This is a genomic window from Peribacillus sp. Aquil_B1 (genome assembly GCF_022603275.1).
Taxonomy (GTDB): Bacteria; Bacillota; Bacilli; order Bacillales; family DSM-1321; genus Peribacillus.
In genome coordinates this window covers 1,115,806-1,131,541 of the sequence record NZ_JAKXEE010000001.1, presented here as the reverse complement: position 1 = coordinate 1,131,541, position 15,736 = coordinate 1,115,806, and the positions used below count along the sequence as shown (strand labels likewise).

22 protein-coding genes and 2 riboswitches are annotated in these 15,736 nt (G+C 38.6%); of the genes, 5 read left to right on the top strand and 17 right to left on the bottom strand.

Annotated elements, in window-relative coordinates; genetic code table 11:
* Positions 1–16: 16 nt before the first annotated feature.
* Complete coding sequence (gene gcvT / locus MPH60_RS05765; RefSeq protein WP_241589707.1) at positions 17–1,123, bottom strand: glycine cleavage system aminomethyltransferase GcvT; 1,107 nt, start codon at positions 1,121–1,123, stop codon at positions 17–19.
* A 140-nt stretch (positions 1,124–1,263) separates the two neighbouring features.
* A riboswitch (glycine riboswitch) is annotated at positions 1,264–1,347 on the bottom strand.
* A 3-nt stretch (positions 1,348–1,350) separates the two neighbouring features.
* Positions 1,351–1,438: riboswitch (glycine riboswitch) on the bottom strand.
* Positions 1,439–1,814: 376 nt separating this feature from the next.
* On the opposite strand from gcvT, the gene MPH60_RS05760 reads away from it, so the two are divergent.
* Positions 1,815–3,503, top strand: a complete 1,689-nt coding sequence (locus tag MPH60_RS05760) for a DEAD/DEAH box helicase (RefSeq protein ID WP_241589708.1) — start codon at positions 1,815–1,817, stop codon at positions 3,501–3,503.
* Positions 3,481–4,278, top strand: coding sequence for a YqhG family protein (locus MPH60_RS05755; protein ID WP_241589709.1), 798 nt, complete (start codon positions 3,481–3,483; stop codon positions 4,276–4,278). The genes MPH60_RS05760 and MPH60_RS05755 overlap by 23 nt, the downstream gene beginning before the upstream one ends.
* 46 nt (positions 4,279–4,324) lie before the next feature.
* Here MPH60_RS05755 and MPH60_RS05750 read toward each other — a convergent pair whose 3' ends face one another.
* The 12 genes from MPH60_RS05750 to MPH60_RS05695 all read right to left on the bottom strand — a co-directional run bounded on the left by MPH60_RS05750 (position 4,325) and on the right by MPH60_RS05695 (position 10,596).
* Positions 4,325–4,510 (bottom strand): YqzE family protein, encoded by a 186-nt coding sequence (locus tag MPH60_RS05750; protein WP_063233067.1) that lies wholly within the window; start codon positions 4,508–4,510, stop codon positions 4,325–4,327.
* Positions 4,511–4,627: 117 nt separating this feature from the next.
* Entirely contained in the window at positions 4,628–5,014 is a 387-nt protein-coding gene (gene comGG, locus MPH60_RS05745) for a competence type IV pilus minor pilin ComGG (protein WP_241589710.1), read from the bottom strand.
* The gene (gene comGF / locus MPH60_RS05740) at positions 5,007–5,489 is read right to left on the bottom strand and encodes a competence type IV pilus minor pilin ComGF (RefSeq protein WP_241589711.1); all 483 of its coding nucleotides are present in this window, start codon (positions 5,487–5,489) and stop codon (positions 5,007–5,009) included. Before comGF ends, comGG begins: the two co-directional genes overlap by 8 nt.
* Complete coding sequence (locus MPH60_RS05735; RefSeq protein WP_241589712.1) at positions 5,437–5,775, bottom strand: hypothetical protein; 339 nt, start codon at positions 5,773–5,775, stop codon at positions 5,437–5,439. Before MPH60_RS05735 ends, comGF begins: the two co-directional genes overlap by 53 nt.
* Positions 5,762–6,205, bottom strand: coding sequence for a competence type IV pilus minor pilin ComGD (comGD, locus tag MPH60_RS05730; protein ID WP_241589713.1), 444 nt, complete (start codon positions 6,203–6,205; stop codon positions 5,762–5,764). The genes MPH60_RS05735 and comGD overlap by 14 nt, the downstream gene beginning before the upstream one ends.
* A gap of 7 nt (positions 6,206–6,212) precedes the next feature.
* A complete protein-coding gene (gene comGC / locus MPH60_RS05725) occupies positions 6,213–6,524 on the bottom strand; it encodes a competence type IV pilus major pilin ComGC (protein ID WP_272492797.1) in 312 nt (103 codons plus the stop codon).
* Positions 6,525–6,602: 78 nt separating this feature from the next.
* The gene (comGB, locus tag MPH60_RS05720) at positions 6,603–7,637 is read right to left on the bottom strand and encodes a competence type IV pilus assembly protein ComGB (protein WP_241589714.1); all 1,035 of its coding nucleotides are present in this window, start codon (positions 7,635–7,637) and stop codon (positions 6,603–6,605) included.
* On the bottom strand, positions 7,621–8,070 hold the full coding sequence (locus MPH60_RS27700) for an ATPase, T2SS/T4P/T4SS family (protein WP_336275382.1): 450 nt from the start codon (positions 8,068–8,070) through the stop codon (positions 7,621–7,623). Before MPH60_RS27700 ends, comGB begins: the two co-directional genes overlap by 17 nt.
* Positions 8,071–8,250: 180 nt before the next feature.
* Positions 8,251–8,901: a hypothetical protein gene (locus tag MPH60_RS05710; RefSeq protein WP_241589715.1), complete on the bottom strand. Its 651-nt coding sequence runs from the start codon at positions 8,899–8,901 to the stop codon at positions 8,251–8,253.
* Positions 8,807–9,937, bottom strand: coding sequence for an FtsK/SpoIIIE domain-containing protein (locus tag MPH60_RS05705; protein WP_241589716.1), 1,131 nt, complete (start codon positions 9,935–9,937; stop codon positions 8,807–8,809). Before MPH60_RS05705 ends, MPH60_RS05710 begins: the two co-directional genes overlap by 95 nt.
* 55 nt (positions 9,938–9,992) lie before the next feature.
* Positions 9,993–10,229, bottom strand: a complete 237-nt coding sequence (locus tag MPH60_RS05700; protein ID WP_241589717.1) for a hypothetical protein — start codon at positions 10,227–10,229, stop codon at positions 9,993–9,995.
* A gap of 184 nt (positions 10,230–10,413) precedes the next feature.
* Positions 10,414–10,596: a hypothetical protein gene (locus tag MPH60_RS05695; RefSeq protein ID WP_241589718.1), complete on the bottom strand. Its 183-nt coding sequence runs from the start codon at positions 10,594–10,596 to the stop codon at positions 10,414–10,416.
* A 258-nt stretch (positions 10,597–10,854) separates the two neighbouring features.
* Here MPH60_RS05695 and MPH60_RS05690 point away from each other — a divergent pair, with 258 nt between their 5' ends.
* Together MPH60_RS05690 and MPH60_RS05685 are read left to right on the top strand one after the other, a co-directional pair.
* A complete protein-coding gene (locus tag MPH60_RS05690; protein ID WP_336275662.1) occupies positions 10,855–11,067 on the top strand; it encodes a helix-turn-helix transcriptional regulator in 213 nt (70 codons plus the stop codon).
* Complete coding sequence (locus MPH60_RS05685; protein WP_241589720.1) at positions 11,064–11,699, top strand: hypothetical protein; 636 nt, start codon at positions 11,064–11,066, stop codon at positions 11,697–11,699. Before MPH60_RS05690 ends, MPH60_RS05685 begins: the two co-directional genes overlap by 4 nt.
* A 441-nt stretch (positions 11,700–12,140) precedes the next feature.
* Here the strand turns inward: MPH60_RS05685 and MPH60_RS05680 are convergent, their stop codons facing one another.
* The 3 genes from MPH60_RS05680 to MPH60_RS05670 are packed head-to-tail and all read right to left on the bottom strand — an operon-like array spanning position 12,141 to position 13,882.
* Positions 12,141–13,277 carry a zinc-dependent alcohol dehydrogenase gene (locus MPH60_RS05680; RefSeq protein ID WP_241589721.1) on the bottom strand — a complete coding sequence of 379 codons (1,137 nt, stop codon included), beginning with the start codon at positions 13,275–13,277 and terminating at the stop codon, positions 12,141–12,143.
* Between the two features lie 14 nt (positions 13,278–13,291).
* Entirely contained in the window at positions 13,292–13,654 is a 363-nt protein-coding gene (locus MPH60_RS05675) for a spore coat protein (protein ID WP_241589722.1), read from the bottom strand.
* Between the two features lie 12 nt (positions 13,655–13,666).
* The gene (locus MPH60_RS05670) at positions 13,667–13,882 is read right to left on the bottom strand and encodes a spore coat protein (protein WP_241589723.1); all 216 of its coding nucleotides are present in this window, start codon (positions 13,880–13,882) and stop codon (positions 13,667–13,669) included.
* 389 nt (positions 13,883–14,271) lie between these two features.
* On the opposite strand from MPH60_RS05670, the gene MPH60_RS05660 reads away from it, so the two are divergent.
* Complete coding sequence (locus MPH60_RS05660; protein ID WP_241589725.1) at positions 14,272–14,571, top strand: spore coat protein; 300 nt, start codon at positions 14,272–14,274, stop codon at positions 14,569–14,571.
* Positions 14,572–15,097: 526 nt separating this feature from the next.
* On the opposite strand, the gene MPH60_RS05655 is transcribed toward MPH60_RS05660, so the two are convergent.
* Positions 15,098–15,679, bottom strand: coding sequence for a cupin domain-containing protein (locus MPH60_RS05655; RefSeq protein ID WP_241589726.1), 582 nt, complete (start codon positions 15,677–15,679; stop codon positions 15,098–15,100).
* Positions 15,680–15,736 lie beyond the last annotated feature (57 nt).

Below are 15,736 nucleotides of genomic sequence, written 5' to 3'. Positions count from 1 at the left end.
TAATGACCATTCCTCTCTATTTACGTGGTTTTTTATAAAAAGGTGTTTGTATGATAACGGCTTTCAAACGTTTGGAACGGATTTCCACTTCGACTTCCGCTTCCAGCACCGAAAATTCCTTATCGATAAGTACCAATCCCACGTTTTTCTTCAACGTTGGTGATTGGGTACCGGTCGTGACCTCGCCAATGACTTTATCACCGCTGTAGACCTTGTACCCATGACGAGGAATGCCACGGTCAATCATTTCAATTCCCACAAGCTTGCGGGGAGCTCCTTTCTCCTTTTGCTCAGCAAGAACGGCTTTCCCGAAAAAATCCACTTCCTTATCCACTTTTACTGCAAAACCAATCCCGGCTTCTATCGGGGTGATGTCCGCTGAAAGCTCCTGTCCATACAGCGGCAGTTTCGCTTCAAAACGCAGGGTATCACGAGCACCTAAACCAATCGGCTGAACCCCCTCTTCCTTTCCGGCATCCATAATCGCCTTCCAAAGGGCAGGACCATTTTCACTGTCACTATATATCTCAAAGCCATCCTCACCAGTGTATCCAGTACGGGATACCAGCGTGGACATACCGTTGATCAGGACATTTTCCTTGAACTTGAAAAATCCAATTTCACTTAAGTCAGTATTTCCCGATAGTTTTTGTAAGATCTTTTCTGCAGAAGGTCCTTGAAGTGCCAGCTGTGTATAGTCACTCGATACATTCGTTATTTGGACATCTTCCGTTAAATTAGCTTGCAGCCAATTGAAATCTTTTTCTGTATTCGCTGCATTGACCACGAGCAGATAGTCGTCCTCGGCCCTTTTATACACGATAAGATCATCGACCGTGCCTCCGTTTTCATAACACATGGCGGTATATTGGGCACCGCCCTGTTGCAGCTTTGATATATCATTGGTCAGCATCTTCTGTAAAAAGGAAAGGCTCCCAGGTCCCTTAACATCGACTTCCCCCATATGGGAAACATCAAATAACCCCGCTTTTGTTCGTACGGCTTCATGTTCATCCTTTATACCCGAAAATTGGACAGGTAGTTCCCAGCCGCCAAAATCAATCGTCTTGCCTCCGTATTCACGATAAACCTCAAATAGTGGCGTTCTTTTTAAATTGGTCAAAAAATGACCCCCTTCAGATTTTTTTAAAAATTAATTGGCTTCATTATCAAAAGCTTCTTGTCATTACGCATCAGATACATCCTGATTCATGATGTGAAAAAAGCACAAAAAAGGACAGAGAAAGCCCGTTTGAGCTTTTTCTCTGTCCTGAAACCTGAAAGTTTACCTATGTAATAGGTTTTCCCCTTTGGTGGCCGTCCCATAACGGGCGGCGCTCTCCAGAGTTGCGTCCAATAAGAGTTCTTTTGCCTGAGAGATTCACTGCTAAGTTTGCTCCTTCGGCGCTACATCCGTAGTCTCTCCCCTTACCTTCACCCGCATATAAATGGTCTACCATTGAAAGGAAGCGAATAAGCCCCAAGCAACGGTAAAACCTTTGAGCATAAATGGAATGCATTCCCTGCCAATTCTCCTGAAACTTCAGAAACCGTTTGACTGATCTCCTTCAGTAATCTTGGATAAATTAGGAGCCTATAGCCCATACTAAGAAAACGCGAACTGCAAAATCGATGTACAAACATTCTTTGTAGCGTTTGGAAATTGGAATTTTCTAAATATACTTATATCCTACCCTAAGAAACTTATCTCTGCAATATCTTTTGAAGAGAAATATTTTTCTTACTTCACATATGGAATGTTCGGGTTTTGACCTTATATTAAGGAAATTATGATTTGAGAGGGAGTTATTTCTATGAAAATCAATATATCCTTCAACTCTGAATGGAATGATGAGTTTCTGCAAAAGATGGAAAATGACGGTCCATGGGGAAATTGGGAACTTTATAAGCTGGCGGTTCAAATGGAGGAAAACCTTATCATCCCTGATTTTGAAGGTTTACAGGCGCCCAAGCACCTTCCGCAGTTAACCCCGCTTCCCCATCAATTGGAAGCGGCCAAGCAAGTAGTGGAAAAGATGAATGGAAAAGCCATTTTGGCTGATGAGGTAGGGCTGGGAAAAACAATTGAAGCAGGCTTGATCCTAAAAGAGTATATGATTAGGGGCCTTGTAAAAAAAGTATTGATCCTTGTTCCGGCTTCCCTTGTTACACAATGGGCATTTGAATTGAATACCAAGTTTCATATTCCGGCAGTCGTTCAGAGAAAAAGTTATGTCTGGGACTCCTGTGATGTGGTCATTTCATCCATTGATACAGCGAAACGCGCTCCACATCGAGATATCATCTTTACTCAAGAATATGACTTCATCATTATTGATGAAGCTCATAAACTTAAAAATAATAAGACGAAGAACTATGAATTCGTCCAAAATCTGAAAAAGAAATTTTGTTTACTCCTGACAGCCACTCCGATTCAAAATAAAGTCGAGGAGATTTTCCACCTCGTTTCGTTATTGAAACCGGGCCACTTGGGAAATGCCTCACTCTTTTCGGAAAAGTATAAAGGGAAAGGCCGGAACATCATTGAAGATGAACACCTAAAGGAACTGGTCAACACTGTCATGATTCGGAACCGGCGGGCCGATACTGGCATTGAATGGACAAAACGGCATGTGGAAACCATCACCATTGAATTTTCTCCAACGGAACAAGCATTGTATGATGCTGTTTCCAAATTCAAGCCAATTTCGGATGGAACAAAAGGAAGCGCCTTTTCGGCCCTCACTCTTCAAAGGGAAGCATGCAGCAGCAGAGAGGCGGTCTTTTATACATTAAAGAATATGAAAGCTAAATATGATCAGCCTTCCCCTGACTTCTTGGCAAAACTTGATGATTTATTTTCTAAAGTGAATGAAACGGTTCAGAACTCCAAGGCTGAAAAAGCTTTGGAACTGATCAAGAAAATTGATGATAAAGTCATTATCTTTACCGAATACCGGGCGACGCAGCTTTATCTACAATGGTACCTACAGCAGAATGGAATTTCTTCAGTTCCTTTCCGAGGCGGCTTTAAGCGCGGAAAGAAAGACTGGATGCGAGAATTATTCCAAAAGAATATACAGGTATTAATTGCAACAGAAGCTGGCGGGGAAGGGATAAACCTTCAGTTTTGCCATCATTTGATTAATTTTGACCTGCCATGGAACCCGATGAGGCTCGAACAGAGAATTGGACGGATACACCGCCTTGGTCAGGAAGAAGATGTGATGATTTATAACTTTGCCACGAAAAATACAGTAGAAGAACATATTCTGAAATTACTATATGAAAAAATAAATTTATTCGAGAAAGTAATCGGCGAATTGGATGATATTCTAACCAAACTGGATATTAACAACATTGAAGAATATTTGATTGATGTGGTCGGCGAATCCAAAACTGAGGGCGAAATGAAAATCAAGATGGATAATTTTTCATCGTTAATCCAATTCGCTCAATCAATGAAGGAAGGTGAGGTTCATGCAGCAACAGGAAATTCATGATTTTTTATTAACATACTTCAAAGCCAATGATTGTGAAATACTGGATAATGCACCAACCCACCTTACAGTCCAATTGACGATTGATATGGATAAAGAATTAATGAACAGACCCTTTTATTGGCATTATCTAGAAAAAACAGGTGGCGTTCCGAACCCGGCACAGATGACTTTCATTACCGATCCAGAACAAGCTCCATCCGATTTAAAGGGAGAAATGATTCATTTTGGCTCCCCTCGCCTTCACCAGATTATTCAATCTACCAAAAAGCTGGCAGGGTATACTAGACTTTTTGAGGATACCCCTCCAACAAAAGGGGGAAATAATCCTTTGTATCCTTGGCTGACCCTGAATGTGAAAATATCCTATCAATGCGACCGTAAAAAGGATACCTTCATGTCGATCGGACTGAATTTAATCTCAGGTGAGATCATGGAAAGGTTTCACCATCGGGTTTTACCGATAAAGGTCACCCCAAAAATACCTGATTACTCCTTTACGCTTTCACCGCTCATCATGCCCAAGAGCGGATTGGCAAGACTGGATACTTACATCAGGACCAGTTTCGAGGATGATGACCATTCCTGGGCAGAGGAAGCAATGCTTCGCTGGCAGAATGACTTGAATTTATTGGAGCATTTTTACAAGGATATGGACGAAAAAAGTGAGAGCTATTTTACCGAAAAAGATGCCTTAAAAGCTCAATATGAACCCAACATCCGAATATCCATCATCAACGGAGGGTTATTTTACCTTTCAGATAGGGCATTGGGATAAGTAAAGAACAATAATAAAACAGATGCCCTAAGTAAGGACATCTGTTTTATTTTTTGATATTTTTCCTTACGAACATCGACAAAGCAAAAGGGACAATGCCAAACCAATGGGACATACCATGATTTTTATCCTCTTTTCTGTGACGGCGCTTTTCTTTTCGTTCTTTTTTCGTCAGATTAAAATACTCGACAAGCTGCTGAGTCAGATATTTAATATAAGCGTTTGTAGACATATAAAATCATCACCCTATGCAAAGTATGCCCCGTTTACGCTTCTTTTATTCCTTCGCTTGTTCGCTGAACACGTGTACCTGTCGCTTTCCACTTTATAAGAATGTTGATTTTGCGCATTACACAGCCTGCTTTTCCAACCATTCTTTCACTTTTCCCGCTTCTTTATCGTATTGAATGATGACTCTTCCCTCGCGGTCATTTTTAGTCGTGGAAGAAAACTCGATATAAACGTAAGGACCTTCTTCTTTCATTAAAGAATACTGCACCACACCATTAGGGTATGAAATTTCCCCCTGGATGATTTGCGGGATCTCTTCGCCCCACTCTGCCGTCACATCCTTGATCGCTAAATGGACGAGATGGTCGGCCACAAGCGATTCTTCCACTTCTTTATAAAACTTTTTATCAATGATAAACTGATCGATCATTAGTATCGTGAACATGATGAAAACACTCGCTACAATCATGACCATTGGGAAAACGACTCCTTTTTGATTATTCATCGACTTTCGTGACATTCCTGAAGAAAGGATGAAATCTTCGACTGAAAGTAGTCCCTGCTTTATCCGTAATATTTATAACAATGACACTGCCATCCTTCTCAACCCGGAATTTCGAAATGTTCTGTAAGATGACCTCATGCCCCATGCCATTCACTCGTCTTCGGACCTTATCTTCATATTGTTCAAACGATGATAATTGTTCACCTGAAAGCAGCAAATATAATTTATTTCCCATTACATCCTGAGCTTTGGAACTCCGGACCTCCTGCTTCATTTGCATGGTAAAGACCTCCCACTCTTTAGGATGCAATTTATCAACGGACCCCATCTGGGTGTGAAGGATTGAAAAAAGCTGTAGTACAAAAAGGGACGTCGTCATTAATATCATTAAAGAAAAAAGCATTTCGATCATCGTAAAGCCATCATTTTTTCGCAGCATCACAAATGGATTCAATATTACCCGATTCATCTTCATAACGTACACACCCTTCAATCATCCCCGGGAAATCCCCATGGTCCTTCCAAACCAATTCATAGGATCTTTTTTTGTAACTGATTTCCTGACCGATTGCTTGTATCTCCCCGTCCATGAACGCCGTCAATCTTTCATATAATAAATGGTGGGCTTCTGTCCTTACGGCAATATCTTTCCGATGCGTCATTAACTCTTCAAGAATCGGAAAAATGGCAAGGACCAGGAAAATACAAATGGAAAATGCGGCCATCAGCTCAAGATATACGTAACCTTTACAATTTCTCAATCCTGAACCTCCCTTTACCGATATTGAGGACCAATTTGTACATTCCCTTTGACGTGTCAATCATAATCGTTCCGGCTTTTGAAGCATTTCCATACTGATTAAAATGGAAGCTGAACCCCAAAGTGCCACTTAAAAACTGAATATCCTTTGGTATGCTCCTCTCTAGAATGATTCCTTCCTTATAAGACGAAACGGTATAAACCTTTTTGGCATTATTAATATGGAGGTAAATCAAGCTCTCATGACTGATGGCATACTGCTGTGCATAGAAGAGATCTTCATGGAATTGAGAAAGAAATAGCCTATTTTCCATGCCTTTAGTAAAGCTAGGATATAGATTAGGACCGATGGAAATCAGGAGTACAAAAATGACGAGGACAATTAGGGTTTCAGATAGTGTATACCCCCCATTGGAATGCCGTATATTCACTTCTCTCCTACTCAACGACCGTTATCTTTCCTTTACTATCCAAACTAATATCATCCCCATTAGGACAGGATGTCTGTTTGAGATAGCCTTGACTTTCCAATTCACCGATACTTGCGGGCAGTTTAGCATTATCAATCTCATAAGCCTGTACCTGTGCTTGGGCCATCTTCACGAATGCTTCACATCCTTTGGACTGAATCGTAGATTGGTTCTTTGTGATATTGGGGATTGTTATAATCAAAAGGATGGAAATTACCAGTAAAACAATAAGCATTTCAATTAGTGTAAAACCACGTTCATTCATCACTTTCTTCAACATATCCATCATGCTCCTGAAACCATCCGAATACCGGATGACCCTCGAGCATTTTCACCTCTGGAATACAATAATAAAATCCTATATACTTTCGAGCAGAGAGAACATCGGCAGCAAAACCGCCAAATAAATGGACACGATCAACAGACCTATCAGTGAAAACATGAGAGGCTGAATGATTTTTAAGATTGCATTCATTCTCTCTTCAATTTTCTCCAGTATAAAACGACTGTAATGAAGTAGCTCCGCATCAAGTCTGCCGTATTTTTGACCATTGGCAGCGACCACCGGCAAATTACCATCAAAATATGGAAGCTCCCGAAAAATCAATTCAAGTGATCTGCCCTCGATTAGATCATCCTTAATAATATTGCATAGTTTTTGGTAAAAAGGCTGCTGTTGATTTATCGAGAATAATTTAATGCTATCGTTAATAGATAGCCCTCCGGAGAGTAAGCCACTTAATTGGCTTGTAAAAAAATAGGTTTCGTATAATTTGATGAAGGTCCCGAATATCGGAATCCCCATTAAAATCCTCCGCTGCCTTAATGGGCACAATCCGTTAAACCAAAATCGTTTGAGTACATACAGGAATAGGAGCAATCCTAGAAAAAGGAAGGGGAGTGCTGGAAGAATGAATGTGGAAGCTGACATTAATCTCAAGAGTGTATGCTGATCGACATCCATCGTGAAATAGATTGTCTGGAATTTAGGAAGGAGAACACTCTGAAGAATATAAAAAACGATACCTACAAAAAAGATTAAGAATACAGGATACACCATTAACTTTTTTACTTTATCCATATCCTCGGATCTTTTCTTCCAATATCGCCCTCCTTCTTTCAACGCCCGTTCCAGGTCGCCGTATTGTTCTCCATAAAATATATAACTTACAAGCTGCGGATGAAAATTCAGATGGGTCAGCACCAGGTGCAGCGGGAATCCGTTCCTTAAATCGGCTTTAGCCTGAGTGAAGTCTTCCGCTTTCTTCTTTGATTCCTGAAATTCAAGAAAATGTAAAGCCTCCGCCAAGGGATAACCATGCTTCAATAATTCACCTAGCTTCGAAATAAAGACTGCCTGCTCTTTTACCCTCCATTTACTTTTTGGTTTCATGGTATACCAGCCGTTCATATTCCTCTGAATCCACATAGCCCATCGCAACAGCTTTTCCGATTTCATCCTTCAATTGGCGGTAGCTGACCGTTGCCATTCCTTTTTCATCTCCCATTATCCCGAGAACCTCAGCCAGGCTTTTTCCATAGAGCAATTCGTATACACTGGCCCTTTTATTCCTGGCAGTCATTTTGCAAGCAAAAGTACAGTCCCCTTTACATGGAAGACATCGCAATTCAACCAGCCGCTGTGCTGTCACGCCAATCAAACTCTGTTCAACCTCAAGCAAGCTGACACCAAATTCCAATAACCTGGAGATGGCGCCCTTAGCATCCCTTGTATGCATGGTTGTTAGAATCAAATGACCGGTTAATGCGGCACGCACTGCGATTTTGGCAGTTTCTGCATCCCTGACTTCCCCAACCATGATCACGTCCGGACTATATAATGAAATAACGATAGTTTCACCCGGTCAACGATACACTCCAAAATACTGATATATCAACGGTTTAACTTATTACTCCCCTTCTATTTATAAAAACCAATTAACGCTAGTTCATACTAGTGTGTGAGCAATTGTGTGGTCATTTGGTCAATCTTAAATGATTGACCACTATTTTATTTCATTGAATGTTTTTACTTCCCCTCTAAAATTATACTGCTTCATCCACCCCTCAAATTTACGTTTTCTATCTTCCGTTGAAGTGAATACGTAAAGAGCTGGTATCAATCCAAGTCTATCCTTCACATCTGGAAAAACATCGACATAAGATTCAATTTTGCTTTTGTTATCTGCCATTCCCCTTATGTTATCAACTTCAATTAAATGGAGGTATCCGTTACGGCTAAACGAGGCATCACAAACAACTTTTTTCTTATTTGATAAGGATAATCCGTTGAATTGTATTCCAAATGATGAATGGACCGTTTCTTTTGTTTCAATTACATACTCAGTTTTCCAATCCAAAGGACAATTAAAGTATAGATAAGCCTCGTTACATAAAAGAGTGTGCTCGATTAACATGTTCTTTTTCACTTCTTTTTTAGATCCAATCAATTCACGACCTTCTTTATTGAGGTAAATTACCTTTTCTTTATTAAACATTGTTTCATGGATATAAGGAGATAGTTGTTTAATCACACGGCAAGCATTGCTGTAACTCTTCAACTCATGAATTTGTTGCAGGTGGCGTATTTTCGTCATACTCAGCCGGTCGATTGTCATTAACAGACTTTCTATTCGTTGCTGGGTGAATGATTTCATTTTCTCTTTCCTCCATTTTTTCAAACATATATTTATCGTCAATATATGGGACTTGAATGACTCTTTTCTTCTCAATTTTATAAATGGCCCGACCAGGTATGCTCGGTAAATCCTCTGCTCCCTTTTCATCTAAAATGACCATGCTGGCAATTTGTGCTGCAGCTATGAATGAGATCCGTGCTACAATGTTCATTTTTACCTGCATCGGAACCGCCTCTTTAGTCGGGTATTGGGTGCAATATATAAGACGTAACCCTAACCCTCCACCTATTCGGGATATTTCAGATAAGGCAGCCTGACAGAACTTTGCGTACTTCTTACCATTCCCAGCAATGATATTAGGTGACAATTCGGCACCTTCATCCACTATTACAAAGGTTCGCTTCTTTATAGGTGTATCAACTATATTTGTATATCCCTTCGCCCGAAACATCTTTTCACGCTTCTTTAAGTCATCCACAATATCGGATAATACTTCTGCTGCTTCAAATACATCACTGGCTACTGCTTTCACTTGTGGCAAACCCAGATATTTTCCAAACTCTAAACCGCCCTTCAAATCCAAAAAGTAAAACTCGACATTTTGCATCTGATTCATAAGCAACGTGTAAAAAGCTTCTTTAATTAATACTGTTTTCCCAAATCGCGTTACTCCACCAACAAGCATGTGAGGGTACTTTTCAAAATCGTGATATAAAGTCCCTTTGTGATTTTTCCCGACTGGTATTTCCCATGTATCAGGCCGTAATAAGGTATCATCGTAATTCCAGCTTTTCGGAAGTCCTTGTTCAAATACATTGATTTTTAACACTTCGTCAAAGTCGATTTCCACATCTTTATAAAGTCCATCTTTTAATACAGGGATAAAGGATTCAAAAGCTTCTGAAGGTACGCCTAATGGCAAGGAGTAAATATAAGTGGTGTAGGTGGTGTGGTTGTATTTTCGGATTAATTTAGGATGTAGGAAATTTTCACCTTTATTAATTCCAACTTTTCTGTTTTCAAATATTTGTTGGATTTTCTTTTCATCTGACATTTTACCTTTTGGGATGAATGCAACTCCGAAAGCTAAGGCAGGTATTGCTAACCATTCAATCATTCCAATTCCTCCAATCCTCGATTTCGCCTTCTGTGGACCCATCATTAAAAATGTTAAAGTATTCTCGGGTTCCGAAGTGCTTGTAATACGTTTTTTCTTCATCGTGACACATGTACATGTATTGGCCTAATGTTTCATCAACTTCCTCTTTGTTATTACTCCAATCGTCAAGAAACTCCTGTAAAGGTTTAAATGCTTTCTTTTTACTACGATGAATTTTAGAATCCATCCTCTTCACTCCTTTTTTTTTTGAAATCCAATCTTTTCTGGATGGAACAGACAGAAAAGAGATATGTGAAACATATCTGTCGCAAAATCAAAACACAAATCAGGACAGGCCAGACAACAATATATAATTAACATTCCACACTATAATCCACAATCAACATACTGGAGTATATAATCCAGTGTACTTACAAGAATAGAACCGATAGTTTTTTCAATAAATACAGGATGCTGCCGTACTTGGCAATTTCCATCACGATCATGATTACATCCTCATTAATCTTAACTCCACCCTTTTCCAAAAAGGCTAAAGCCACCAACGAAAAACCAGTTACACCAGTAAAGACCATTCCAAAAGTAAACGGATCCATTTATCCCACTCCCTTTATTTATTACATTCTGTACATCTAAATAATCCCTCGTGCTGCGTTTCCTTTCCACAGATGCCACAATAGGCGAAAAACCATCTGATAAAAAGACGTTTCATACTCCACTCTCCCCTACTTTGTATACTGTAATATATGGTCTTAAGCCTATTGAATGCGTGTCCTTTACAAATATTTTTGGATTTTTACAAATTAATTTGTAAAGGCAATAATATCCTTGGTGTCGAATGTATATAATGGGTGATGTACATGATCGTTGTATTAATAGGAGATTGGATTAGGCAATCGAAATATAGTCGAAAAGAGATATGTGATATATTCGGCATATCTCAAAATACTTTATCAAACTGGTGTACAGGAAAAACTTATCCATCTGTACCACACTTATTGAAACTATGCCGACTTTTAAACGTAAAGGTAGAAGACTTGTACAAACTGAAGGAGGAAGATAATTGAAAAGATTATTAATGGTTGGTCTATCCGCTTTGGTGTTGGCTGCATGTGATAATGAAGAAACAACACAAAAAGAACCAGAACAAAACACCGAGACTACATCTGAGCCTACAGAAGAGGTTTCGACGGATAAGGTTATTAGTGAAACGCCAATCAATAAAACAGTTGAAATAAAACCATTTAAGGTGAATATCGAATCCATTTCACTAAAGAATAGAAGCAACTTAACTGAAGATGAAATATTAGATATTTCAACCACAACCGGTGAGGATCTATCGAACACAGATAATTTCAACTACATGGACATCAAATACAAAGTTGAAAACACTGTTGATGAAACGTATATTTTCACAGGTATCCAAGAGGTAGCTTGGGTTATAGATGGTAAGCAGGAACAGATTGACATCTTTAACGATGAAAAGGATTTCATTTTAGATGATGAAGAAAATGATGGTGGGGAATATCTGGGTAAAGTTAATAAAAAAGGAGAAGTCGGGGTTATAATCAAATCAGATCCTACAAAGATTAAGAAAATAAGAATGATTATAGGCCACTCGATGAAAGAAGAGGAAGATGGTTCATTTTTAGGTGTTGGAGATGAACAAACAATTGAACTCGACTGGCTTTTTATTTAAGAAATAATCAACCTCATCACCAAGTTTTTTATTTAAAGCTTTATGTACTGGCATTATCAATGCTGCTTGCCATTTAACGAGACCTCTATCACGAATTCTACTCATCAAAAAGATCCCTCCTTTTCATCTATTATACACGAACAAATGTTCTTGCATAAGACAGAATTAAATTCCTTCCCAAAATAAGTTCGGACTAGAGAAATGTTAATTTTTAAACAAAAAAAGAGACCACTTAATGTGGTCTTCCTTTATTCTTTATAAAACTAAAGCACCGGTTAGTTTAAGTACAAACCTTCACAATCTGCTTCTTTTATCAACCCAAAAACATTGAAAAATTAGTGAAATCCTAATTTCTTAATAATTAGATAGGTTTTCCAAAATTTCAACACTCATTGAAGTTGTAAAATCTATTTTTCCAAATGAAAACAAAAACAACCAACTTTATGGCTTAAGGACCACTTTAATACATCCATCTGTCCTTGTATCAAATACTTCATACCCATGCTTTGCTTGGTCAATTGGAAGTACATGGGTTACAACATCGCCAGGATCTACCTTTCCTTCTGATATTAGTTTATAAAGGTAGGGCATATAAGGAATAACTGGAGCCTGCCCGGTTTTAATATCCACGTTTCTTTGGAAAATATCTCCTAGGGGGAATCCATTATAACGGCCGCCATAAACGCCTGTTATTTGAATGGTTCCTGCCTTACGCACGGCTTGGGACGCAATGACAATCCCTCCCATGGCTCCCCCATGTAATTTAAGACCCGATGCTAGATATTCCATCGGAGTCATTTTGCCACTCATCCCGGAACAGTCAATAACGATATCTGCACCACCTTTAGTGATTTCTTTAAGGTATTCCCCAGTGTTTTCATATTGTGCAAAATTTACGGTTTCGACTTTATTCGTCCTTTTTGCATGCTCTAAACGATAATCGAGATGGTCGACAGCAATCACTCTTTTCGCCCCTTTTAACCAAGCGAATTTTTGAGTCAGTAGACCTACAGGACCACAGCCTAAAACGATAACTGTATCGCCAGATTTAACACCTGCGTGATCTACACTCCAGAATGCTGTGGATGCTGCATCAGCGAGCAACACCAATTTTTCATCTTCAACCTCGCAGTCTTCTGGGATTTTGAAAGGGGTAAAGTTTCCATAAGGAACACGCATATATTCAGCTTGCCCGCCAGCATACCCACCAGTTGTTTCCGAGTATCCAAAAAAGCCACCCATTTCCCCATGAGGATTTGAATTATCGCACTGACTTGTAAGGTCGTGGTCGCAATACCAGCAGCTCCCGCAGCTCACGTTAAAGGGGATAATGACTCGGTCTCCCTTCTTTAACTTAGTTACACCTGGTCCAACTTCCTCAACAACCCCCATTGGCTCATGACCAATCACATAATCTGTAGGCATATTGGGAATTAATTGATGAATTAAGTGCAAATCCGAGCCGCAAATCGCTGAAGTAGTGATTTTTACAATAATATCATCCGAATTTTTGATGGTTGGGTCTTTAACTTCTTTAACCTGTACATTTTTATTGCCCTGGTAAGTTACGGCTTTCATATGCTTTTCCTCCTTTATTTATTCGGCGTTGCGAACATGCCGAGTCTGTCAGTATCATTCGGGAAAAGATTCATCCCAGCGATACTAACCGCCATATCGGCTGATTTCAAATCTAATTCGACCTGTTTACCTACATCGTTCGGATAAAGCCAGCCCTTACTGATCATTAAATCGGATAACTCACCATGTAAATCAATAGATTGCTCCATTTGCTGGTACAATGCTTTTCTTAATGCGGGATTCGCTGTTTCAGATAATGCAATACCATAAGTATGAATCCCACTTTTGATAGAGAGTAGAAAATCTAGCGCGAAAGAGGAATCAGCCATTTCCGGCATATGTTCAGCGCCTTGAGGATCTAAAAAATCCATCTCCATTTAAATTTCACCTCATTTTTCATAGTTTGTTCGGGCACCAGTATAAAAACCCTTTAGCTCGTTTATAGCAGCTATAGATTGTTGTACGTCTTTTTCCATTAATGCTTTTAAGTCATTATCAAAGCAAATTCCTTGCATTAATTTTGATCGCATTAAACCTATTGTTTTTAAATTTAAAATTTCATGCGTTTCCATGGTTTCATGAAAGGCCAAGTTTTCATTTTCCATAGGTTCACCTCCCTAATCTATATAACAAAAATACCTTTCCCAGTTCATCTGTTTGTTATACGGAGTATTAACCGATTTGTAGTTTATTTCGCAAAGTACACGTTACCTTTGCAAATGATCATGTATAAAAACTTTTGTATTACGAAAGATATGTAAATGAATTCTCAATGAAATGGAGTGAAAAATATGACGAAAAATTTAGGACTGCATGAAACTTTAGAGGCGCACGAAATTTTAACTTTCAAGAGTCTTTGTCTAACAAAGTCCTCTACAATGAGCAGTTTAGTGCAGGATACAGAACTACAAAATATTCTATTAAAAGACATGAGCACTGGGACACAAGATATTCAACAACTGCAGGAAATTCTGACGAATCGAGGGAAACATTAATGACAAATTTTTTGCAAAATATGGCGGGTATGGGTGGCATGACTGATCAGGTGATTGCAACGGACTTCTTAATATCCGCAAAATCAGGAATTAGAAATCTTGCATTTGCCATTACAGAAACAAAAACACCTGAATTGAAAGCAGCATATAGAGAACAGCTTCGTGTCGCTGTAGAAAGACACGGAGAGATAAGTAACTATATGATATCAAAAGGTTACTATCATCCACATGATTTAAGTGAACAAATACAAGTTGATATAAATACAGCAAATACAGCCCTAAACCTTCCTCAACAATAAAGACAACTCATGGATGTGAAAACAGACAAATCACACAGCGGTAGTGCAAATGGAAAAAAGCAATGAATTTCTCGAACTTGAGATACATTGCTTTTTTTAGGGGTATGCTATAAGGCAATAATCTATAAACCCCATAAATTAAAGAGACAATTAAAAATGATCCAAAATAGTTATAAAGCATCTATGTTTGATTCTCTGTTGAATGTCTCCATATTCTTTTACTATATGAGTAAAGATTACATCAAAACTATTCAAATTATAAAATATTCTGCATTCCCTCTTATGGAACTAATTTTACCCACTCCTTTTGTCTACTACTTTCGACAAAATTATCGATAATACTACAACTATTTACCTCTAATACAAATAAAAAAGCCCTCTCACTAAGTGAAAGGCCTTTTTCAATGGTGGTGTACTATTGGGGATAGTACCATAATAATTATCTCCATTTAAATTCTAATTATTCGTCGCAAAAAATAAAATGACCCCCTCTCGATTGGAGTAGGGTATTTTTTAAAGACTTGATCTATTGCCACAACCGCTGCCCTTCTTCCGTAGCCATTGCGTCTGCCTTGGTAACATGAACAGTACCAAATGGATGGTTAGGAGGAGCATATATCGAATAGAGTTTTAGAGGAGTATTACCTGTATTGGTTACATTATGCCATGTGCCAGCAGGTATCATTATTGCATAATCATCATAGATGTTTTTTACAAAGTTTAAATTATCCTGGTTATTACCCATTTGAACAACCCCTTGACCTTGTTCAACACGTAAGAATTGGTCAACGTTAGGGTGAATTTCTAAACCAATATCTTCACCAACATTAAGACTCATCAATGTAACTTGCAAATGTTTTCCTGTCCATAATGCGGTACGGTAGGTAGTATTTTGTTTTGTAGCTTCATTGATATCCACTACAAATGGTTTTGTTCCATAATCTTTAACCTCAATATTATTTCTTCCGTTTGATGATTGTAAAAAACCCAAGTGGTTCGCATTATTAACACACCCATAATCAGGATTTCTTACATAGTTATATATAGGCACATTAACATAATAAGGATTTTGATATTGATTGGGATGGATATAAGGAACATAGTACATTTTTCTCAACCCTTCATAGTTTATAAAATAATTATATGCACTAGTTAAGTGAATGTA

Coding starts and splice junctions, on each gene's coding strand:
- MPH60_RS05695 (WP_241589718.1), bottom strand. CDS start 10,596: ATGGATCCGTTTACTTTTGGAATGGTCTTTACTGGTGTAACTGGTTTT.
- comGF (WP_241589711.1), bottom strand. CDS start 5,489: ATGAAGATGAATCGGGTAATATTGAATCCATTTGTGATGCTGCGAAAA.
- MPH60_RS05705 (WP_241589716.1), bottom strand. CDS start 9,937: ATGTCAGATGAAAAGAAAATCCAACAAATATTTGAAAACAGAAAAGTT.
- MPH60_RS05755 (WP_241589709.1), top strand. CDS start 3,481: ATGCAGCAACAGGAAATTCATGATTTTTTATTAACATACTTCAAAGCC.
- comGG (WP_241589710.1), bottom strand. CDS start 5,014: ATGAATAATCAAAAAGGAGTCGTTTTCCCAATGGTCATGATTGTAGCG.
- MPH60_RS05655 (WP_241589726.1), bottom strand. CDS start 15,679: ATGTACTATGTTCCTTATATCCATCCCAATCAATATCAAAATCCTTAT.
- comGB (WP_241589714.1), bottom strand. CDS start 7,637: ATGAAACCAAAAAGTAAATGGAGGGTAAAAGAGCAGGCAGTCTTTATT.
- comGC (WP_272492797.1), bottom strand. CDS start 6,524: ATGTTGAAGAAAGTGATGAATGAACGTGGTTTTACACTAATTGAAATG.
- MPH60_RS05700 (WP_241589717.1), bottom strand. CDS start 10,229: ATGGATTCTAAAATTCATCGTAGTAAAAAGAAAGCATTTAAACCTTTA.
- MPH60_RS05710 (WP_241589715.1), bottom strand. CDS start 8,901: ATGAAATCATTCACCCAGCAACGAATAGAAAGTCTGTTAATGACAATC.
- MPH60_RS05750 (WP_063233067.1), bottom strand. CDS start 4,510: ATGTCTACAAACGCTTATATTAAATATCTGACTCAGCAGCTTGTCGAG.
- MPH60_RS05660 (WP_241589725.1), top strand. CDS start 14,272: ATGACAAATTTTTTGCAAAATATGGCGGGTATGGGTGGCATGACTGAT.
- MPH60_RS05675 (WP_241589722.1), bottom strand. CDS start 13,654: ATGGAGATGGATTTTTTAGATCCTCAAGGCGCTGAACATATGCCGGAA.
- MPH60_RS05680 (WP_241589721.1), bottom strand. CDS start 13,277: ATGAAAGCCGTAACTTACCAGGGCAATAAAAATGTACAGGTTAAAGAA.
- MPH60_RS05760 (WP_241589708.1), top strand. CDS start 1,815: ATGAAAATCAATATATCCTTCAACTCTGAATGGAATGATGAGTTTCTG.
- MPH60_RS05670 (WP_241589723.1), bottom strand. CDS start 13,882: ATGGAAAATGAAAACTTGGCCTTTCATGAAACCATGGAAACGCATGAA.
- MPH60_RS05690 (WP_336275662.1), top strand. CDS start 10,855: ATGTACATGATCGTTGTATTAATAGGAGATTGGATTAGGCAATCGAAA.